Annotated in this window: 20 protein-coding genes; 14 read left to right on the forward strand and 6 right to left on the reverse strand. The window is 67.3% G+C overall.

The features are described 5' to 3' along the window. Positions 1 to 39: 39 nt before the first annotated feature. Positions 40 to 270 (reverse strand): hypothetical protein, encoded by a 231-nt coding sequence (locus P7D22_RS09515; protein WP_319933987.1) that lies wholly within the window; start codon positions 268 to 270, stop codon positions 40 to 42. Positions 271 to 478: 208 nt separating this feature from the next. Here P7D22_RS09515 and P7D22_RS09520 point away from each other — a divergent pair, with 208 nt between their 5' ends. Next, the gene (locus P7D22_RS09520) at positions 479 to 1,636 is read left to right on the forward strand and encodes a DNA topoisomerase IB (protein ID WP_319933988.1); all 1,158 of its coding nucleotides are present in this window, start codon (positions 479 to 481) and stop codon (positions 1,634 to 1,636) included. A gap of 148 nt (positions 1,637 to 1,784) precedes the next feature. Beyond that, positions 1,785 to 2,567 carry a Bax inhibitor-1/YccA family protein gene (locus P7D22_RS09525; protein ID WP_319933989.1) on the forward strand — a complete coding sequence of 261 codons (783 nt, stop codon included), beginning with the start codon at positions 1,785 to 1,787 and terminating at the stop codon, positions 2,565 to 2,567. A gap of 57 nt (positions 2,568 to 2,624) precedes the next feature. Here the strand turns inward: P7D22_RS09525 and P7D22_RS09530 are convergent, their stop codons facing one another. Together P7D22_RS09530 and P7D22_RS09535 are read right to left on the reverse strand one after the other, a co-directional pair. Then, the gene (locus P7D22_RS09530) at positions 2,625 to 3,089 is read right to left on the reverse strand and encodes a GFA family protein (RefSeq protein ID WP_319933990.1); all 465 of its coding nucleotides are present in this window, start codon (positions 3,087 to 3,089) and stop codon (positions 2,625 to 2,627) included. Between the two features lies 1 nt (position 3,090). After that, the gene (locus P7D22_RS09535) at positions 3,091 to 3,486 is read right to left on the reverse strand and encodes a DUF2794 domain-containing protein (RefSeq protein WP_319933991.1); all 396 of its coding nucleotides are present in this window, start codon (positions 3,484 to 3,486) and stop codon (positions 3,091 to 3,093) included. Between the two features lie 145 nt (positions 3,487 to 3,631). On the opposite strand from P7D22_RS09535, the gene htpG reads away from it, so the two are divergent. From htpG to P7D22_RS09580, 9 genes are all read left to right on the forward strand, one after another. Continuing rightward, positions 3,632 to 5,548 (forward strand): molecular chaperone HtpG, encoded by a 1,917-nt coding sequence (gene htpG, locus P7D22_RS09540; protein WP_319933992.1) that lies wholly within the window; start codon positions 3,632 to 3,634, stop codon positions 5,546 to 5,548. Positions 5,549 to 5,580: 32 nt separating this feature from the next. Next, positions 5,581 to 6,468 carry a peptide chain release factor N(5)-glutamine methyltransferase gene (prmC, locus tag P7D22_RS09545; protein WP_319933993.1) on the forward strand — a complete coding sequence of 296 codons (888 nt, stop codon included), beginning with the start codon at positions 5,581 to 5,583 and terminating at the stop codon, positions 6,466 to 6,468. An 87-nt stretch (positions 6,469 to 6,555) separates the two neighbouring features. Continuing rightward, entirely contained in the window at positions 6,556 to 7,170 is a 615-nt protein-coding gene (locus tag P7D22_RS09550) for a ribonuclease D (protein ID WP_319933994.1), read from the forward strand. 81 nt (positions 7,171 to 7,251) lie between these two features. Continuing rightward, on the forward strand, positions 7,252 to 7,971 hold the full coding sequence (lptC, locus tag P7D22_RS09555; RefSeq protein WP_319933995.1) for an LPS export ABC transporter periplasmic protein LptC: 720 nt from the start codon (positions 7,252 to 7,254) through the stop codon (positions 7,969 to 7,971). Next, complete coding sequence (locus P7D22_RS09560) at positions 7,968 to 8,672, forward strand: LptA/OstA family protein (RefSeq protein ID WP_319933996.1); 705 nt, start codon at positions 7,968 to 7,970, stop codon at positions 8,670 to 8,672. Before lptC ends, P7D22_RS09560 begins: the two co-directional genes overlap by 4 nt. Positions 8,673 to 8,757: 85 nt before the next feature. After that, positions 8,758 to 9,603, forward strand: a complete 846-nt coding sequence (gene lptB, locus P7D22_RS09565; RefSeq protein ID WP_319933997.1) for an LPS export ABC transporter ATP-binding protein — start codon at positions 8,758 to 8,760, stop codon at positions 9,601 to 9,603. A 143-nt stretch (positions 9,604 to 9,746) separates the two neighbouring features. Next, positions 9,747 to 11,288 (forward strand): RNA polymerase factor sigma-54, encoded by a 1,542-nt coding sequence (rpoN, locus tag P7D22_RS09570; RefSeq protein ID WP_319933998.1) that lies wholly within the window; start codon positions 9,747 to 9,749, stop codon positions 11,286 to 11,288. Positions 11,289 to 11,346: 58 nt separating this feature from the next. Continuing rightward, positions 11,347 to 11,919 carry a ribosome hibernation-promoting factor, HPF/YfiA family gene (gene hpf / locus P7D22_RS09575; protein ID WP_319933999.1) on the forward strand — a complete coding sequence of 191 codons (573 nt, stop codon included), beginning with the start codon at positions 11,347 to 11,349 and terminating at the stop codon, positions 11,917 to 11,919. A gap of 287 nt (positions 11,920 to 12,206) precedes the next feature. Then, positions 12,207 to 12,674, forward strand: a complete 468-nt coding sequence (locus P7D22_RS09580) for a PTS sugar transporter subunit IIA (protein ID WP_319934000.1) — start codon at positions 12,207 to 12,209, stop codon at positions 12,672 to 12,674. A gap of 21 nt (positions 12,675 to 12,695) precedes the next feature. On the opposite strand, the gene P7D22_RS09585 is transcribed toward P7D22_RS09580, so the two are convergent. Continuing rightward, complete coding sequence (locus P7D22_RS09585) at positions 12,696 to 12,914, reverse strand: hypothetical protein (protein ID WP_319934001.1); 219 nt, start codon at positions 12,912 to 12,914, stop codon at positions 12,696 to 12,698. 512 nt (positions 12,915 to 13,426) lie between these two features. Here P7D22_RS09585 and P7D22_RS09590 point away from each other — a divergent pair. Then, positions 13,427 to 13,741: a septal ring lytic transglycosylase RlpA family protein gene (locus P7D22_RS09590; RefSeq protein ID WP_319934025.1), complete on the forward strand. Its 315-nt coding sequence runs from the start codon at positions 13,427 to 13,429 to the stop codon at positions 13,739 to 13,741. 148 nt (positions 13,742 to 13,889) lie between these two features. Continuing rightward, entirely contained in the window at positions 13,890 to 14,162 is a 273-nt protein-coding gene (locus tag P7D22_RS09595; RefSeq protein ID WP_319934002.1) for a hypothetical protein, read from the forward strand. Positions 14,163 to 14,168: 6 nt separating this feature from the next. Here the strand turns inward: P7D22_RS09595 and P7D22_RS09600 are convergent, their stop codons facing one another. Further along, positions 14,169 to 14,462, reverse strand: a complete 294-nt coding sequence (locus tag P7D22_RS09600; RefSeq protein ID WP_319934003.1) for a hypothetical protein — start codon at positions 14,460 to 14,462, stop codon at positions 14,169 to 14,171. 119 nt (positions 14,463 to 14,581) lie between these two features. Next, on the reverse strand, positions 14,582 to 15,178 hold the full coding sequence (locus P7D22_RS09605) for a hypothetical protein (protein ID WP_319934004.1): 597 nt from the start codon (positions 15,176 to 15,178) through the stop codon (positions 14,582 to 14,584). A gap of 158 nt (positions 15,179 to 15,336) precedes the next feature. Between P7D22_RS09605 and P7D22_RS09610 the strand changes: the two genes are divergently transcribed. Further along, the gene (locus P7D22_RS09610; protein ID WP_319934005.1) at positions 15,337 to 16,329 is read left to right on the forward strand and encodes a glucokinase; all 993 of its coding nucleotides are present in this window, start codon (positions 15,337 to 15,339) and stop codon (positions 16,327 to 16,329) included. The last annotated feature ends 3 nt before the right edge of the window (positions 16,330 to 16,332 follow it).

Genomic DNA, 16,332 nt, shown 5'->3' on the forward strand with positions numbered 1-16,332 from the left:
AACCCTGGTGGAACGAGGAGGAAAGCCGCGAACTGCCGGTCAGCCGCGGATGGGCTCGACCTTGGCGGCGGCGCGCATGAAGAAATACAGCAGCACGAAGCCCGCGAGGCCGAACAGGATCTCGACGCCACGGGCGAACGAGGCCGGCAGCTGGAACAGGCCGCCGAGCGCCCAGCCGGCCGCCCAGGACAGGCCCACGGTTTCAGTGCCAACCAAAATCGCGACGCAGGCGAGCGTCGTGAAATTCGTCCAGTTGATCGGCTTCTGCATGCGCGCGGCGGGTCCTGTGCCCGGCGGCCCTATCACGGCGCGGCCCTGGCGGGCAAGCGATGCCGGGCGGGCGTCCGACCGCGCGGAACCCGAAGCGCGGTCTTGGCCATATCGTCGCGGCCGGAACCCTGGCGGCGGTGTCAGGGTCTCCTTTGTCGAATGGCTCCGGCCCGTGGTGGCGGCGAGGGCCGGCGTTCGAGGACACACCATGCTGGACGACGACGACGCCGAGGTCCACGAGATCGTCGATCCCCGCGACGCCGCCGAAAGCGCCGGCCTCATCTATGTGACGGACGACATGCCGGGCATCAGCCGGCACAAGGTCGGCGACACCTTCGCCTTCAAGACCAGCAAGGGTGTCGATATCACCGACCCCGCCGTGATCGACCGCATCCGCCATCTGGCGATCCCGCCGGCCTACCGGGACGTGTGGATCTGTTCCAAGCCGAACGGACACCTGCAGGCGACGGGCCGCGACGACCGTGGCCGCAAGCAATACCGCTACCACCCCGCCTTCCGGGAGGTGCGCGACAGCGTCAAATTCGAGCACATGACGGATTTCGCCTCGGTGCTGCCGACCATCCGGGCGACCGTCAAGAAACACATGGGCCTGCACGGCCTGCCGCGCCAGAAGGTGCTGGCCACCGTCGTGTACCTGCTCGAGACGACGCTGATCCGGGTCGGCAACGAAGGCTATGCCAAGGACAACCAGAGCTATGGCCTGACCACCCTGCGCGACCCGCATGTCGCGGTCGAAGGGTCCAGCCTGCACTTCGAATTCAAGGGCAAGAGCAACAAGGTCTGGAACCTGCACGTGCACGACAAGCGCGCCGCCAGGATCGTGCATGCCTGCCAGGACCTGCCGGGCCAGCACCTGTTCCAATATCTCGACCACGACGGGGCGCAGCACTCCGTGTCGTCGCATGACGTGAACGACTACCTGCACGAGATCACCGGCCACGCCATCACGGCCAAGGACTTCCGCACCTGGGCCGGCACCGTGCTGGCGGCCCTGGCGTTGCATGAGTTCGAGGCCTTCGACACCGAAGCCCATGCCAAGAAGAACCTGCGCACGGCCATCGAGCACGTGGCGTCGCGGCTCGGCAACACGCCGACCATCTGCCGCAAATGCTACATCCACCCCGAGGTGGTGAAGACCTATCTGTCGGGTGAGCTGCGGCTGCAGATCCAGGAACGGGTCGAGGCCGAACTGCGCGACAACCTCGCCCACCTGACCGGCGAGGAGGCGGCCGTGCTGGCCATGCTGGAAGCGCGGCTCGAGCGAGACGCCGCCGGAAAGCCGCCGGTCGCCAAGCCCAAGCCGCCAAAGCCGAGCCGCAAGGCCAAGGCCAATCCGCCCGGCTGACGCCTTACGGAAACTTCATGGCCGGCGATGGCCCCCCGGCTTGCCGGTTTGCCGCCAACGGGCCATATTTCACAATACGATCGGATGCACCTGCGTCCTGTTCTCCGCGCCCCACACGGCGGCGCGTTTCGTGATCTGAGGGGATTTCATGTCCGACTTCGACCGCAACGGGTCGATCCGCTGGGGTGCACAGGCCCGGGCTGGCGCCGCCGAGATCGACCAGGGCCTGCGTGGCTACATGCTGGGCGTCTACAACAACATGGTGATCGGCCTCGCCATCACGGGGATGGTGGCGCTCGGCGTCAACATGCTGGCCGTGGCGCCGGCCGGCGAAGGCATTGCGGTGCGTGGCATGCACGTGGCACTGACGCAGTTCGGGGCCGCGCTTTACCTGAGCCCGCTGCGTTATGTGGTGATGCTGGCGCCGCTGGCCTTCATCTTCTTCTTCCAGTTCCGCGTCGACCGCATGTCGGCCGCGAGCGCCCGCAACATGTTCCTGGCCTTCTCGGCCACCATGGGCTTGTCGCTGTCGTCGATTCTGCTGGTCTACACCGGTGCATCGGTGGCCAACGCCTTCTTCGTGACGGCCGCGACCTTCGGTGGCCTCAGCCTCTACGGCTACACGACAAAGCGTAACCTGTCGGCCATTGGCTCGTTTCTGGTGATGGGGCTGATCGGCTTGGTGATCGCCAGCCTGGTCAACGTCTTCCTGCAGAGCTCGGCGTTCCAGTTCGGCCTGTCGATCCTCAGCGTGCTCATCTTCTCGGGCCTGACGGCTTGGGACACGCAGGCCATCAAGGAAATGTATTACGAGGGCGACGGCCACGAGATGACGGCCAAGAAGTCGGTCAATGGCGCCCTGATGCTGTATCTCGACTTCATCAACATCTTCCAGAGCCTGCTGTATCTGATGGGCAACCGGAACAATTGAGGCTCTGAAGCCCCATCGAAATCGAAAAGCCCCGGAGCGATCCGGGGCTTTTTTCGTTCAAAAATCGCTATTGGAACTCGGTTCGTAGCGAAGCATGCCGGCGACCCGATCCAGGCCACCGGGGTCTGCCGGATGGTTCTGCCCATCATTGACCGGCACCTCCCGGAATGCGAAGGGGCTGAGGCCCAGGCAGGCCACGTTGACGCCGAATTGGGTTGGGTTGGATCGCCGACGGTGATGGGTGTAGATCCCGCAGCGCGAACAAAAATGGTGCTCGGCCACCAGGCTGTTGAACCGGTAGGTCGATAGCATTTCCTGTCCGGCCAGCACGGTGAGGTCTTGCGTGGCGGCCGACACCACGACGGCGCCGCGCATGCCGCAATACGAGCAGTCGCAGCGTCGGGCAGCCTCGAGGCCGCCACTCAACCGGACGCTGAAGCGCACCGCGCCACAATGGCAGGCACCCTCAATCGAGGCGGTTCCCGTCTCGATGGTGCCCATGGCCTTGGGTTCGATGGTCATCTCACACCACGCTCAGCTTCGGCTTGCCTTCCAGCACCCGCAGCACCTGCACCAGCTCATGCCCGCGCTTCAGCACGAAGCCGGTCGCGTTGACGACCGCATAGGCACCCTGCCGGCGGGCCAGCGACGGATCCTTCTCGACCCGGTAGAGCGGCACCTCGGAAGCGCGTCGGTAGATGGAGAACACCGACCTTTGCGGCGTGAAGTCGAGCGCGTAATCCTTCCACTCGCCGCTCGCGACGCCGCGGCCATAAACGTTGAGGATGTCGCGTAACTCGTGCCGGTCGAAGGTGACGGGCGCGTTGCGCGGCGTCTTCGAGGGCGGGAACGGGTGCACGGCTGCGGGCCGCCCCTCGCCCTCCGCGCCGCCGTTCCGATCCGATCCGTTTTCAGCCATGCCTCACCTTGCCTTGCCCTGCGTGCAATGTCGCGCTTCGCGCCGGGCCGTTCAAGCGTCGCCTCTGCCTCTTGCAACCGGTGCGCCACACCGCGATATGAGCCCCGATTGTTGCAACCGGCGATTTCGAGGTGACCCTGTGCCGATGACCGACGAGGCCCAAGCCGCAACCGGCGAAAAGCCCGCCACCCATGCGTTCCAGGCGGATGTCGCCCGGCTGCTGGATCTGATGGTCCATTCCATCTATTCCGAGCGTGACATCTTCATTCGCGAACTGATCTCGAACGCCGCCGACGCCTGCGAAAAGCTGCGTTACGAGGCGATCGCCCATCCGGATCTGGTGGCGGACGGCGCCCCCTTCGGCATCGCGGTGTCGCTTGACAAGGAGCGCGGCACCCTGACGATCGCCGATAACGGCATCGGCATGGACGAGGCCGATCTCGTCAGCGCGCTCGGCACCATCGCGAGTTCCGGCACCAAGGCCTTTCTGGATCGGCTCAACGCCGACGAGGACAAGAAGGCCGAGGCCTCGAACCTCATCGGCCAGTTTGGCATCGGCTTTTATTCGGCCTTCATGGTGGCCGACCAGGTGGTGGTGGAAACGCGCCGCGCTGGCGCCGACCAGGCTTGGCGCTGGACCTCGGACGGCAAGGGCTCCTACGTCATCGAGCCGCTCGACCTCGCCGTCGCACCGGCGCGTGGCACCCGCGTCACCCTACACATGAAGGACGACGCCACCGAGTTCCTCGACGCCTATCGGGCGGAAGCGGTCGTCAAGGAGCATTCGGGCGCCGTCGCGGTGCCGATCAGCTTCCTGGACAAGCCGGACGGGGAGGGGAAGTCGCTCACCGACGGGGCGGCGCTCTGGGCCAAGTCGAAGACCGACGTGACGCCCGAGCAATATACCGAGTTCTACCGCACGCTGGCGGGCCAGTTCGACGAGCCGGCTCTGACGGTGCATTGGCGCGCCGAGGGCCGCTACGAATATAACGCGCTTGCCTTCGTGCCGGGCTCGCGGCCCTTCGACCTGTTCGATCCGGCCCGCAAGGGGCGTGCGAAACTCTACGTGCGGCGCGTGCTCATCACCGCCGACGCCGATCTGCTGCCGGGGTGGCTGCGCTTCGTGCGGCTCGTGGTCGACACCGCCGACCTGCCGCTGAATGTGTCGCGCGAGATCGTGCAGCAGAGCCCCGTCTTCGCGGCCATCAAGAAGGGCGTCACGACCCGGGTGATGAGCGAGCTGACCAAGCTGGCCGACACCGACCCGGATGCCTTCGGCAAGATCTGGGACACGTTCGGGGCCGTCATCAAGGAAGGGCTCTACGAGGATTACGAGCGCCGTGATGCGCTCTACAAGCTGGCGCGCTTCGCATCCTCGACCCATCCGGACGGGACCCGCACGCTGGCCGGCTATGTGGCGGACCTGCGACCGAACCAGACCGCGATCTATTACATTCTCGGCGACGACGCGAAGCGCCTGGCCCAAAGCCCGCAGCTCGAAGGGTTTCGGGCGCGCGGCATCGAAGTGCTGTTGCTGCCCGACCCCGTCGATGCCTTCTGGGTCGGCACTGCGGTCGGGTTCGACGGCAAGCCGTTCAAATCCGTGACCCAGGGCGCCGCCGACATCAAGCTGGTGCCGCTCGCCCAGGGTCAGGACGCCCCGAAGACTGAGGACGTCAGCCCGACGGTCGCGACGCTGCTGGCCTTCATGAAGCAGACCCTGGCCGAGGCCGTCGAGGATGTGCGTGCGTCCGATCGGCTGTCCGAAAGCCCCGCCTGCCTCGTGGCGCCCGAGAACGGTCCCGACCGGCGGCTCGAGCGCATCCTCAGCCAGCACGGTCGCGTCGAGGAACTGTCGAAGCCGGTGCTCGAGGTGAACCCCGGCCACCCGCTCGTCACCGCGCTGGCCGCGACATTCGGCCGGGACGCCGACAAGGCGGTGGTCGAGGATTCGACCTGGCTGCTGCTCGACGAGGCCCGCATCGTCGATGGCGAGGCCCCGAAGGACCCGATGGCCTTTGCGGCCCGCCTGCGCCGCGTGCTGGAACGTGCCGCTGGGTAAAGCGCCCATGAAGGTCGGGCCGGCGTGACCCGATGACAACCGCGACGCGCGCCTTCGCCTTGCCGGCGGGCCTCAGGCTCAGCGAGGCGCGGCGCCGGGTCGCGCAGGCGCTCGAAGCTGCCGGCGTGCCTGATGCGGCGCTCGATGCCCGCATCTTCATCGAAGATGCGACGGGGCTCGGCGCCGCCGCCCTGATGGCCGAGACGCCGCTCGACCCTGCGGCGACGGCCACGCTCGAAGCGTGGGTGGCGCGTCGTCTCGCCGGCGAACCGGTGTTCCGCATCATCGGTAGGCGCGAGTTCTGGGGGCTCGACCTTGCGGTCACCCCCGACGTGCTCGATCCGCGCCCCGACACGGAAACGATCGTCGAGGCAGCGCTCCGGGCACTCGGGCCACGCCGCACCGCGCCGCTTCGCATCTGCGATCTCGGCACCGGCTCGGGCGCCATCCTGGCGGCGCTGTTGAGCGAATGCCGGCAGGCTCGCGGCTGGGGGGTCGACCGCTCGCGCTCGGCCTGCGGGGTGGCCCGCCACAACCTTGCAGGGCTTGGCCTCGACGATCGCGCCCTGGTGCTGCAGGGCTCTTGGGGCGCGGCCCTGCCGGAGGGCGGCTTCGACCTCGTGGCCTCGAACCCGCCCTATATCGAAACCGCTGTGATCCCGACTCTCGCCACCGAGGTGCGCGACCATGATCCCGCGCTGGCACTCGACGGAGGTCCCGACGGCCTTGCGTGCTACCGGCTGATCGCAGCCGACCTGCCGCGGCTGCTGGCGCCGGGCGGCATCGCGGTGCTGGAGGTGGGGGCCGGGCAGGCGGCGGCGGTCGCGGATCTCATGCGCCAGGCCGGCCTCGTCGAACACGACAGCCGGCGAGACCTCGGCGGCCACGAGCGGGCCGTGCTGGCGCGTCGGGCCGGCTGAAGGCGGCCGCCCGGGTTTGCCACGCCGCGCCACCCATGGTTTAGCTGCCGCGAGCCGATGCGACGCCTTCGAGAACGGGACAACACCATGACGATCCGGGTTCATGCCGGCGACCTGCCGGCGGATCGCCACTATGGCGACAGCGTCGCCATCGACACGGAAACCATGGGGCTGAACCCGCACCGCGATCGTTTGTGCGTGGTGCAGTTGTCCGGCGGCGACGGCTCTGCCGACCTTGTTCAGGTGGCGCTCGGCCAGACGCGCGCGCCGAACCTCGAGCGCCTGCTGGCCGACCGGTCGGTGAAGAAGCTGTTCCACTTCGCCCGCTTCGATGTGGCGGTGATGTTTCATGCCTTCGGGGTGATGACCGAGAACCTGTACTGCACCAAGATCGCCTCGAAGCTGGTGCGCACCTATACGGACCGGCACGGCCTGAAGGAGCTTTGCCGCGAGCTTCTCGGCGTCGACATCTCAAAGCAGCAGCAATCTTCCGACTGGGGCGCCACGACCCTCAGCGACGCCCAGACCACCTATGCGGCCTCCGACGTCCTGCATCTGCATGCCTTGAAGGCCAAGCTCGACGTGGTGCTGGAACGCGAAGGGCGGGCCGCGCTGGCGCAATCCTGCTACGACTTCCTGCCGACCCGCTGCCGGCTCGACCTTCTGGGCTGGCCCGCGGTCGACATCTTCTCGCACGAGTGACATCCTGCCGGTCACAACTTGGCCATGCGGCCCGCATAGGAGCGGCGCACGATCTCGAACCCCGATCCCCGCCTGTCCCGCATGACCGACACCGCCCTGGATCCCGGCCCGACAGGGCGGCTGACTGCGGTATCGGGCCGCGACAGCGGCCGTGCCTTTACGCTCGCCAACCGTCATACACGCCGCGTCAAGTGGATGCGGCACGGCATCGTGCTGGGCGTCCTGGCCCTCAGCCTCGGCATCGTGGGCTATGTGTTCTTCGACCCGTTCCGTTTGGTGCTGCCCGACAACATGTCGGTCAGCGGCGCCGGGCTCAACGGGTCGCGCGTCACCATGCAGAAGCCCAAGATGTCCGGCTTCCGCACCGATGGGCGGCCTTATGACTTCACGGCCGTGACGGCCGTACAGGACCTTCGCAAGCCCAACGTGCTGGAGCTGAACCAGCTCGACGCCCACGTCACCATGCCGGACAAGACGGTGGCCCATATCGTGGCCGAGAAGGGGCTCTACGATGCCTCGAAGGACCTGATGGACCTCGAAGGCAACATCCACCTGTCGGGCGCCTCGGGCTATGATGTGCGCATGAGCCGCGCCCATGTGCAGTTCAAGGGCGGCGATGTGTCGACGCCCGAGCCCGTCACCGTGTTGATGTCGTCTGGCTCCGTCAGCGCCGATGCGATGACGATGGTGGACAACGGCAAGCAGATCACCTTCGTGGGCCACGTGCATTCCGTGATGCAGCCGCCCTCGCAGACGGCGGCAGCGGCCGGAGCGCCGGCCATGAAGGAAACGGTTCAGTGATTGCAGCCGCCATGCGGGGCCCGATGTGGGCTTCAATCGTCAGCCTTGGCCTGTTCGGGGCCGGCACGGCCGCCTCCGCCCAGGGTGCCAAGTCGCCGATGGCGATGCTGCCGGGCGCCGGCTCGCACGAGCCCATCAACATCAATGCCGGCAAGCTCGATTATTTCGATAAGGACCAGAAGCTCGTCTACACGGGCGACGTGGTGGCGGTGCAGGGCGACTCCACCCTGAAGGCGTCGCAGCTCGTCATCTTCCTGACCAAGACCGATCCGAAGGCCGGGCCGCAGCCCGCCGGCGCAGCCGCCCCGCCGCCTGCGGCCGGCGGCGCGCCCGATGCGCCGGGCGCCAACAGTTCGGTTCGCCACATGGACGCCAAGGGGCCGGTGACGCTGGTGTCGAAGGACCAGATCGGCACCGGCGACAGCGGCAGCTACGACCGCGACGACAACAAGGTGACCCTGATCGGCAACGTGACGTTGAGCCAGGGGCCCAACGTCACGCGGGGCGACCGGCTGGTCTACGACCTCACCTCCGGCCAGGCCCAGGTCTTCTCGGGCAAGACCAACGGTCGCGTCAGCAGCGTCTTCACCCCGGGGTCGCCGGAGCCTGGGGCGCCAGGCGCGCCGGCCGCCGCCCCTGCGGCCGGCAAGAAACCCGCGGCGCCAGCTTCCAGGAAGAAGGCCGCGCCGGCCCAGCCATGAGGCGGCACGGGTTTCCGCAGCTCGCCTGCGCCCCGAGCGGAACGCGCCGGCTTCCCCTCGTCGGTGCGTCGGCGTAAGGAGCCGCATGGTGTCGTTGAAACGGATCTGGGATCGCTCCGGCAAGGACGTGGCCGCGCCACGCCTGGATCCTGTCATGCCAGTGGCCGAGGACGGCGCCGCGCTGCCGCCCGATGGCGTGCCCAACCAGGAAGGGGTGCTCGGCGTCCACAACCTCGGCAAGGCCTATAAGGCTCGCCGCGTGGTGCAGGACGTCAGCATCTTCGTGCGCCGTGGCGAAGCGGTCGGCCTACTGGGTCCGAACGGGGCCGGCAAGACCACGGTGTTCTACATGATCACCGGGCTGGTGAAGCCCGACAAGGGGCGTATCGAACTCGACGGCCACGACGTGACGGCGCTGCCGATGTACCGCCGCGCCCGGCTCGGCATCGGCTACCTGCCGCAGGAAGCCTCGATCTTCCGCGGCCTCAACGTCGAGGACAACATCCGCGCCGTGCTGGAGATCACCGAGCCCGACAAGAAGAAGCGCGAGGCCGAACTCGACGAGCTGCTCGAGGAGTTCAACATCACCAAGCTGCGCAAGACGCCTTCGATCGCGCTGTCGGGCGGCGAGCGCCGTCGCTGCGAGATCGCCCGCGCGCTTGCCGGCCACCCCTCCTTCATGCTGCTCGACGAGCCCTTCGCGGGCATCGATCCGATCGCGGTCGGCGACATCCAGGATCTGGTGCGTCATCTGAAGGGCCGCGGCATCGGGGTGCTGATCACCGATCACAATGTCCGCGAAACGCTCGGCCTGATCGACCGGGCCTATATCATCCATTCCGGCCACGTGCTGACCGAAGGCACGGCCGAGGAGATCGTGGTGCATCCGGATGTGCGGCGGTTCTACCTCGGCGAGGATTTCCGCATGTAAAACCAAGCCGTCTTAACCAAGCGGGGCGTCGCGCAGCTTCGGCCTAGCAAGAACCATGCTATACGGAGTGACAGGCGGTCTGCCGTCCATGCGGGTTTGGCGCGGTGCGCCGCCCCGAGCGTTCCGCGTGCCGGGTAGGGTGAATGGCGTTATCGGCCAAATTGGTGATGCGGCAGGGCCAGACCCTGGTGATGACGCCGCAGCTTCTCCAAGCCATCAAGCTTTTGCAGCTCTCGAACGTGGAGCTTGCCTCCTTCATCGAAGAAGAGCTCGAGCGCAATCCAATCCTCGAGCGCGTCGAGGAACGAGCCGAGCCCGCGCTGCCGGCCGACGCTGTGCCGGCAGGCACTGACGAGCGCGACTGGACCACCAGCGAATTCGCGACCGATCAGCGCGACCTCGAGGCTCATCTCGGCACCGAATTGTCGAACAGTTTCGACGGCGACCGTGGCGGCGGCACCGGGGGTGAGACGCCCGACGGCCATGGCCTGTCGATGACCAGCTGGAGCGGCGGCGGGGCAGGGGGGGCGACCGGCGAGGACCCGAACGGCCCGGACCATTATCTGGCCAGCGCCCCGACCCTCGCCGACCACCTCGCCGATCAGCTGGCGCTCGCGACGGCCGACCCGGTCGATCGCCTCATCGGCCACGCGCTGATCGATGCCATCGACGAGGGTGGCTACCTGCGGGATGAGGTAGAGGCCGTCGCCGAGCGCCTCGGCGCCCCGGTGGCGCGGGTGGCGGGCATCCTCGCGGTCGTGCAGACCTTCGATCCGACCGGCATCGCGGCGCGTGACCTTGCCGAATGCCTGGCCTTGCAATTGCGCGACCGCGACCGCCTCGACCCGGCCATGCAGGTCCTGCTGCAGCATCTGCCGCTGCTCGGACGGCGCGATTTCGCGGCCCTGCGGAAGCTTTGCGGCGTCGACGACGACGATCTGCGCGACATGCTGGCCGAGATCCGCGCGCTCGATCCTAAGCCCGGGCGCGCCTTCGGGGGCGCGCCGCCCCAGACCGCGATCCCGGACGTTTATGTTTCGGCTGCGCCCGACGGGTCCTGGCACGTCGAGCTCAACACCGACGTGCTGCCGCGTATCCTGGTCAATCAGCGTTATTATGCCCGGGTCACCAAGGGGGCCACGACCGACACCGACCGCAGCTTCGTCAGCAATTGCCTGCAGACCGCCAACTGGCTGACCAAGAGCCTCGAACAGCGGGCCCGCACCATTTTGAAGGTGTCGAGCGAGATCATCCGCCAGCAGGACGCGTTCTTTGCCCGCGGGGTGCAATACCTCAGGCCCCTCAACCTGCGCAGCGTCGCCGATGTGATCGGCATGCACGAATCGACCGTGTCGCGGGTGACGTCGAACAAATATATGAGCACGCCGCGTGGCTTATTCGAGCTGAAATACTTCTTCACGGCCTCGATCCCGGCCTCGCACGGCGCCGACGCCCATTCGGCGGAGGCGGTGCGCTTCCGCATCAAGCAGATGATCGACGGCGAAAGCCCGGGCGGCATCCTGTCGGATGACGCCATCGTGGTGCGGCTGCGCCAGGCCAATATCGATATCGCCCGGCGCACGGTAGCGAAATATCGCGAAAGCCTGCGCATCCCCTCTTCGGTCGAACGGCGCCGCGAGAAGGGCGCCGCGACCGTTGGGCTGGAAGCCGCCCTCGCGCGTTGACTTCATGGCGAGGCGCTCCTAACGGTCTCGCCCCAATGACGCGATCAGGGAGCACGGCATGACGTTGCGGGTTTCAGGCAAGAACCTGTCCATCGGCGAGGCGCTTCAGGATCACGCCCGCACGCGCATCGGCGCGGCGGTCGGCCGTTACTTCGACGGCCCGGTCACGGGTCACGTCACCATCGAGACGGAAGGCTCCGGCTACCGCTCGGATGTGACGCTGCACCTGCCCTCGGGCATGACCCTGCAGGTCGATGGACGCGCCCAGGACCCTTATCCCTGCTTCGACCAGGCGGCCGACAAGCTCGAGCGGCGTTTGCGACGCTACAAGAGCCGGCTGCGGGACCGGCACCCTGTCGCGGCCGCGGCCGATCCGCTCCCGCTGATGCCCGACCGCACCATCGAGCAGCCCGGCGACGAGCCGGCCACCGAGGACTACAGCCCGTTGATCGTCGCCGAGACCAAGAAGCCGCTGCGCGGCCTTTCTGTGGCGGCCGCGGTGGCGGAGCTCGACATGTCGGGCGCGCCGGTGCTGGTGTTCCTTCATTCCACCACCGACCACGTCAACGTCGTTTACCGGCGCAGCGATGGGCATATCGGCTGGATCGATCCCTTCGACCTCGCCTCATAGGCGGTGACGGACTTTGACGAGGAGCCGAACACAAGGTCGTTCACAGGGCGGTCGCCCCGTCGGGCGACCGTCGAGCGACGGCGTTCGAACGGCATCCTCGGTTGTTTCGGCATGCGTCTTGCCTCGGGGGCGTCGATGGTCGCGGGTGGGGAGCTGAACGTGCGGGTTGGTCGGGATGCTTTGTCGCCATGCGGGGCTGTGCCGCCGGGCACGCGTGGCGTCCCGAGGGCCGCCGCCAGCTCCCCGAGGGGCGCCGCCGGTTCCGCGGCCTCGGCCGGCATCCTGACATGATCTTGATCGACCTCATCGTGCCCGAAGCCGTGCTGCCGTCGTTGCGGGTGACGGGCAAGAAGGCGCTGCTGCAGGAGATGAGCGAGCGCGCCGGTGTCGTGTCGGGCCTTGCCGGGCGGGAAATCTTCGATGCCGTGCTGCAGCGCGAGCGCCTCGGCTCCACCGGCGTGGGCAACGGCGTGGCGATCCCGCATGGCAAGCTCAGCCGGTGCGAGCGCATCTTCGGCGTGTTCGCCAGGCTGGAAAAGCCGATCGAGTTCGAGGCCATGGACGGCGAGCCGGTCGACCTCGTGTTTCTGCTGATCGCTTCGGAGATCGCCGGGGCGGATCACCTGAAGGCCTTGGCCCGCGTGGCCCGGTTCCTGCGCGATCCGAAGACAGCGGCGCGCTTGCGGATGACCCGGGGCGCCGATGCGCTGCATGCCATCCTGATGCAGGCCGGGCAGGCGTCGCACGCCGCCTGAGGGCGACGGGCGAACCCAGCCTCACTTCACCGTGCAGCCCTTGGCCTTCATCTGGCTGAGCGCCACGGCCTTGTTGTGGGCCGACAGGTCCGGGTTGCTGACGTACTTGCCGTAGAAGCTGCAAAGCTCCTCGGGCGACATCTTATCCAGCGCCTTCGGGGCGTTGTAGAAAGAATCGTCGTCGGACTGACATCCGGCCAGGAGCAGCCCTGCCGTCACGGCAGGAAGCCACCATTTCATCTGCGCCTCCTCAGGCATCATAGAAGCCGCAGCCTTAAGCATCGCGCATCGCCGTCGTCAACTCGGGTCGGGCGCGACTCAGGTCGAGGTCGGGTCGCCCATAGGCTATGGGGCTTGTCCAGTCGCATCGACGTCGTCGAGCGGCGTTTCGCGTCGATCTCGATGATTGAGCAGCGGAGTGGCATTTGCGCAACAAACAAGTAAAACCGAGCCGGCGATCACTTCCGCTGTGTAGGCGAATTCTTAGCCAGTATTGGGTTAGTAAGTAAAAAACTTGTCCACAGGTTATGTACAAGACGTTAACTGCGGGCTGTTCATCACATTGTGAACACAAAAGAAGATGAATTCGCCGACCGTTCGAAACAGGACGGGAATACAGCGTAGTGAAATTGAAGATCGTTGCTGGACTGCTTTCCATTGGATTTGTATTCGTTGCTCAGGGGCCTGCCTTGGCCAGGGGCACCGACCATCACCGCCATCGGCACGCGAGCCATCATGGTCACCCTCGAGGCATCGGCCACCATCACGCCGCTCGAAGCCATGGCGGCGCGCTTGCGGGCCTGGCCTCGTGGTATGGCCCCGGCTTCCAGGGGCACAAGACAGCCAGTGGCGAACGCTTCAACACCGAAACCTTGACGGCGGCCCACCGGTCGCTGCCCCTGGGGTGCCGGGTGCTGGTGACCAACGAGGCGAACGGGCGCTCCGTGGTGGTGCGGATCAACGACCGCGGGCCGTTCGGCAGCGGCAAGGTGATCGACCTGTCGCATGCCTCGGCCCGCGCGATCGGCATGGGGGGCTCGGCGCCCGTCCGCTTGTCCCGGCTCTAAGGCCGCTCCAGGCCAGCAACCCTCGGCGCGGCCGGACAGGTGTGCGGCGGATTTACCACCGCGGCAGCTTTCTGCCGGCCAGCCGACTGACGGAATTGCAAAAACCGAGGCTTGATCCTTAAGATCATCTGAACGGGATGGTTGAGCGATGAAGAACGGGCTGTGGGTCGTCCTGGGATTGCTGCTGTCGACCTCGGCGGTTCTGGCACAGCCTAACCGTTACGCGCTGACGGGCAGCAAATACCAGATCACCGAAGAAGAGCGGAACGCCTGCCAGAACGATGCCGTGATGTTCTGCAGCGCGGCCTATCCCGACGAAGACGCCTTGCTGGCCTGCATGAAGACCGTGCGGCCCCAATTGACCCAGTCCTGCCGGGTCGTGTTCGAGGCCGGCATGCGGCGGCGGCACATCGAATTCTGAGCGGGTTCAGCCCGTGTGGGAGATGGGCGCCACGGCCTGTCGGTCGAGGTCGGGCCCGAACAGCCCGTAGCCGCGCGCCAGGGCGGCTTCCAGCAGCGCACGCTCGCGTGCGGCGCAGATCGGCTGGTTCTCCGGCGTCGGGGCCATGCCGTCCCAGGCCCTGCTGTGGCACAACTCGCGCAGGAACAGGTTGGCCTTGAACCGGGAGTTGAGGCGCGTCGAGGCATCGGCATCGCGCCAGAACTGCGCGTCGCCTTCCGGCGGCATGGCGGCATCGACGAAGCGGAAGCGTGGTCGCAAGGAGCGGTCTCCGGGGCTGGGATACGCCGGACGCTAGGCCGAGATGGCTGACGAGGCCTTAACGTCCTCCTTGGAGCGCGTGCTGTTCTGGAACAGCGCCGCAGGCTGCGCCCGTCCGATCAGGGCAGCAGGTGGTCGAGCAGCGCATCGCGCCAAAGCGCCACATCGCGATACGCCGTCTGGGAGCGCGCCAGCAGCGAGGGCGCTCCGGCACCATCCGCTTCGAGATGTGGCAGGGCCGCCATCACGATGGTGCCGGCCTGGCGGTCTTGCGACCGCGACGCGATGCCGGACGTCTGGGCGAGGTGGCGGGCTTCTCGCTTGACCATGGTGCCGTGGACTGGCCGTCCGGCCTGGTCGGTTGTTGCAATGAAAGCCATGGCCGTGTCTGCCGCCTGGGCCGCCGCCGCCGGCGCTTCGGTTGTCAGCGGCGGCACCGCCGCGGCCGTGAACAACGGCAACAGGATCGGCAGGCTGGTCAATTGCACGAACGGTTGCGGCTCGTCACCCGCGAGTGCGCGCGAGGCATATTTGCCGCCACTGGTCAGGATCGGCAGGCTGCTGATCGATGCGGGATCGCTCCTCGGCACCGGCGGCCGCTCCGGCGCGAGCCCGCTCACCAGTGCCGTGGCCACGACGGTGCCGAGCACCGACAAGCCGAGTTGGTGCGCAAATGTCAGGACGAACCGCGTTGCACGGGTGTGGGTGACGATCATGCCGAACCTCCGCTTCGAGCCTCGATCCTGGAGGTCGCAATACGGCGGGCTTAAGGCGTGGGATATAATCCCACGACAAGAAGGGGAGAAGGCCGTCGATTGACACCGCGGTCGGCGGCTCGCCAGAGTGGTGCCCCAGGCTGAACAGGAGTGCGGTGGTGTTTCCCTATCCGGTGGTTGTATGCGACGTGGGCGGCACGAATTGCCGGATCGCCGGCCAGGCGATCCCCGGCGGGCCGCTGTTGTCGCTGGGATCGCTCAAGACGGCCGATTTCGCCGGGCTCGCGCCAGCCATCAGATCGGTTACGTCCGACAGCTTCCGGCCGCGCTCGGTGATCGCCTGCGGGGCAGGGCCGGTCGAGGATGGGCGGGTGCTGAAGCTCACCAACGCGCCCTGGATCATGGATGGGCCGCAGATCGCCCGCGATCTCGGCCTCGCGGCGGGTTTGCTGCTGAATGATTTCGAGGCGCAGGCGCTGTCGCTGCCGGCGCTGCGTCCCGAATGGCTGCATCCGATCGGCTCGCCGGTGGGCTCCGTCGGGGGCGTGCGGGTGATCCTGGGGCCCGGCACGGGTCTCGGCATCGGCGGCCTGATCGAGGCCGGCGGCCGGCTCGTGCCGCTCGCCAGCGAAGCCTGCCACATCGGCTTCGCGCCCGAGGCGGATGACGAGGTCCGGCTGTGGCCACACCTCGAGCGGGCGCATGGCCGCATCACCACCGAGAGCGTGCTGTCGGGCGCCGGTCTCGAACGGCTGCACCGGGCCCGCCTCGTATCGGATGGCAAGGCTCCGCAGGACATGACCGCGGCCGAGATCACCAACGCCGCCCTGGCCGATCGGGCCTCGGTGGCGGCCGGCACCGTGGCACTGTATTGGCGGCTGATCGGCCGCTTCGCAGGCGACATGGCCGTCACCTTCAAGGCGACGGGCGGCGTGACCCTGGCGGGCGGTATCCTGCCCCGCGTCGTCGACCTGCTCGATCCCTTGGCGTTCCGCGCCGCCTTCGAGGCGAAGGCGCCGGTGGGCCGATTGGCCGAGTCGATCCCGACCCAGCTGATCGTTCACAGCGATTCCGTGCTGGGCGGCATGGCGGCTATCGCCGAGGTGCCCGACCGGTACGCGCTCGACTACAAGCTCACCGCCTGGGCCTGACGG

Source organism: Lichenihabitans sp. Uapishka_5, assembly GCF_033947565.1.
Taxonomy (GTDB): Bacteria; Pseudomonadota; Alphaproteobacteria; order Rhizobiales; family Beijerinckiaceae; genus Lichenihabitans.

Excerpts from the sequence above, each read along its gene's own strand:
- P7D22_RS09585 (WP_319934001.1), bottom strand. The coding sequence starts at position 12,914 with ATGAAATGGTGGCTTCCTGCCGTGACGGCAGGGCTGCTCCTGGCCGGA.
- P7D22_RS09520 (WP_319933988.1), top strand. The coding sequence starts at position 479 with ATGCTGGACGACGACGACGCCGAGGTCCACGAGATCGTCGATCCCCGC.
- P7D22_RS09605 (WP_319934004.1), bottom strand. The coding sequence starts at position 15,178 with ATGATCGTCACCCACACCCGTGCAACGCGGTTCGTCCTGACATTTGCG.
- P7D22_RS09530 (WP_319933990.1), bottom strand. The coding sequence starts at position 3,089 with ATGACCATCGAACCCAAGGCCATGGGCACCATCGAGACGGGAACCGCC.
- P7D22_RS09580 (WP_319934000.1), top strand. The coding sequence starts at position 12,207 with ATGATCTTGATCGACCTCATCGTGCCCGAAGCCGTGCTGCCGTCGTTG.
- hpf (WP_319933999.1), top strand. The coding sequence starts at position 11,347 with ATGACGTTGCGGGTTTCAGGCAAGAACCTGTCCATCGGCGAGGCGCTT.
- htpG (WP_319933992.1), top strand. The coding sequence starts at position 3,632 with ATGACCGACGAGGCCCAAGCCGCAACCGGCGAAAAGCCCGCCACCCAT.
- P7D22_RS09525 (WP_319933989.1), top strand. The coding sequence starts at position 1,785 with ATGTCCGACTTCGACCGCAACGGGTCGATCCGCTGGGGTGCACAGGCC.
- P7D22_RS09550 (WP_319933994.1), top strand. The coding sequence starts at position 6,556 with ATGACGATCCGGGTTCATGCCGGCGACCTGCCGGCGGATCGCCACTAT.
- P7D22_RS09535 (WP_319933991.1), bottom strand. The coding sequence starts at position 3,486 with ATGGCTGAAAACGGATCGGATCGGAACGGCGGCGCGGAGGGCGAGGGG.
- P7D22_RS09595 (WP_319934002.1), top strand. The coding sequence starts at position 13,890 with ATGAAGAACGGGCTGTGGGTCGTCCTGGGATTGCTGCTGTCGACCTCG.
- prmC (WP_319933993.1), top strand. The coding sequence starts at position 5,581 with ATGACAACCGCGACGCGCGCCTTCGCCTTGCCGGCGGGCCTCAGGCTC.
- lptC (WP_319933995.1), top strand. The coding sequence starts at position 7,252 with ATGACCGACACCGCCCTGGATCCCGGCCCGACAGGGCGGCTGACTGCG.
- P7D22_RS09515 (WP_319933987.1), bottom strand. The coding sequence starts at position 270 with ATGCAGAAGCCGATCAACTGGACGAATTTCACGACGCTCGCCTGCGTC.
- rpoN (WP_319933998.1), top strand. The coding sequence starts at position 9,747 with ATGGCGTTATCGGCCAAATTGGTGATGCGGCAGGGCCAGACCCTGGTG.
- lptB (WP_319933997.1), top strand. The coding sequence starts at position 8,758 with ATGGTGTCGTTGAAACGGATCTGGGATCGCTCCGGCAAGGACGTGGCC.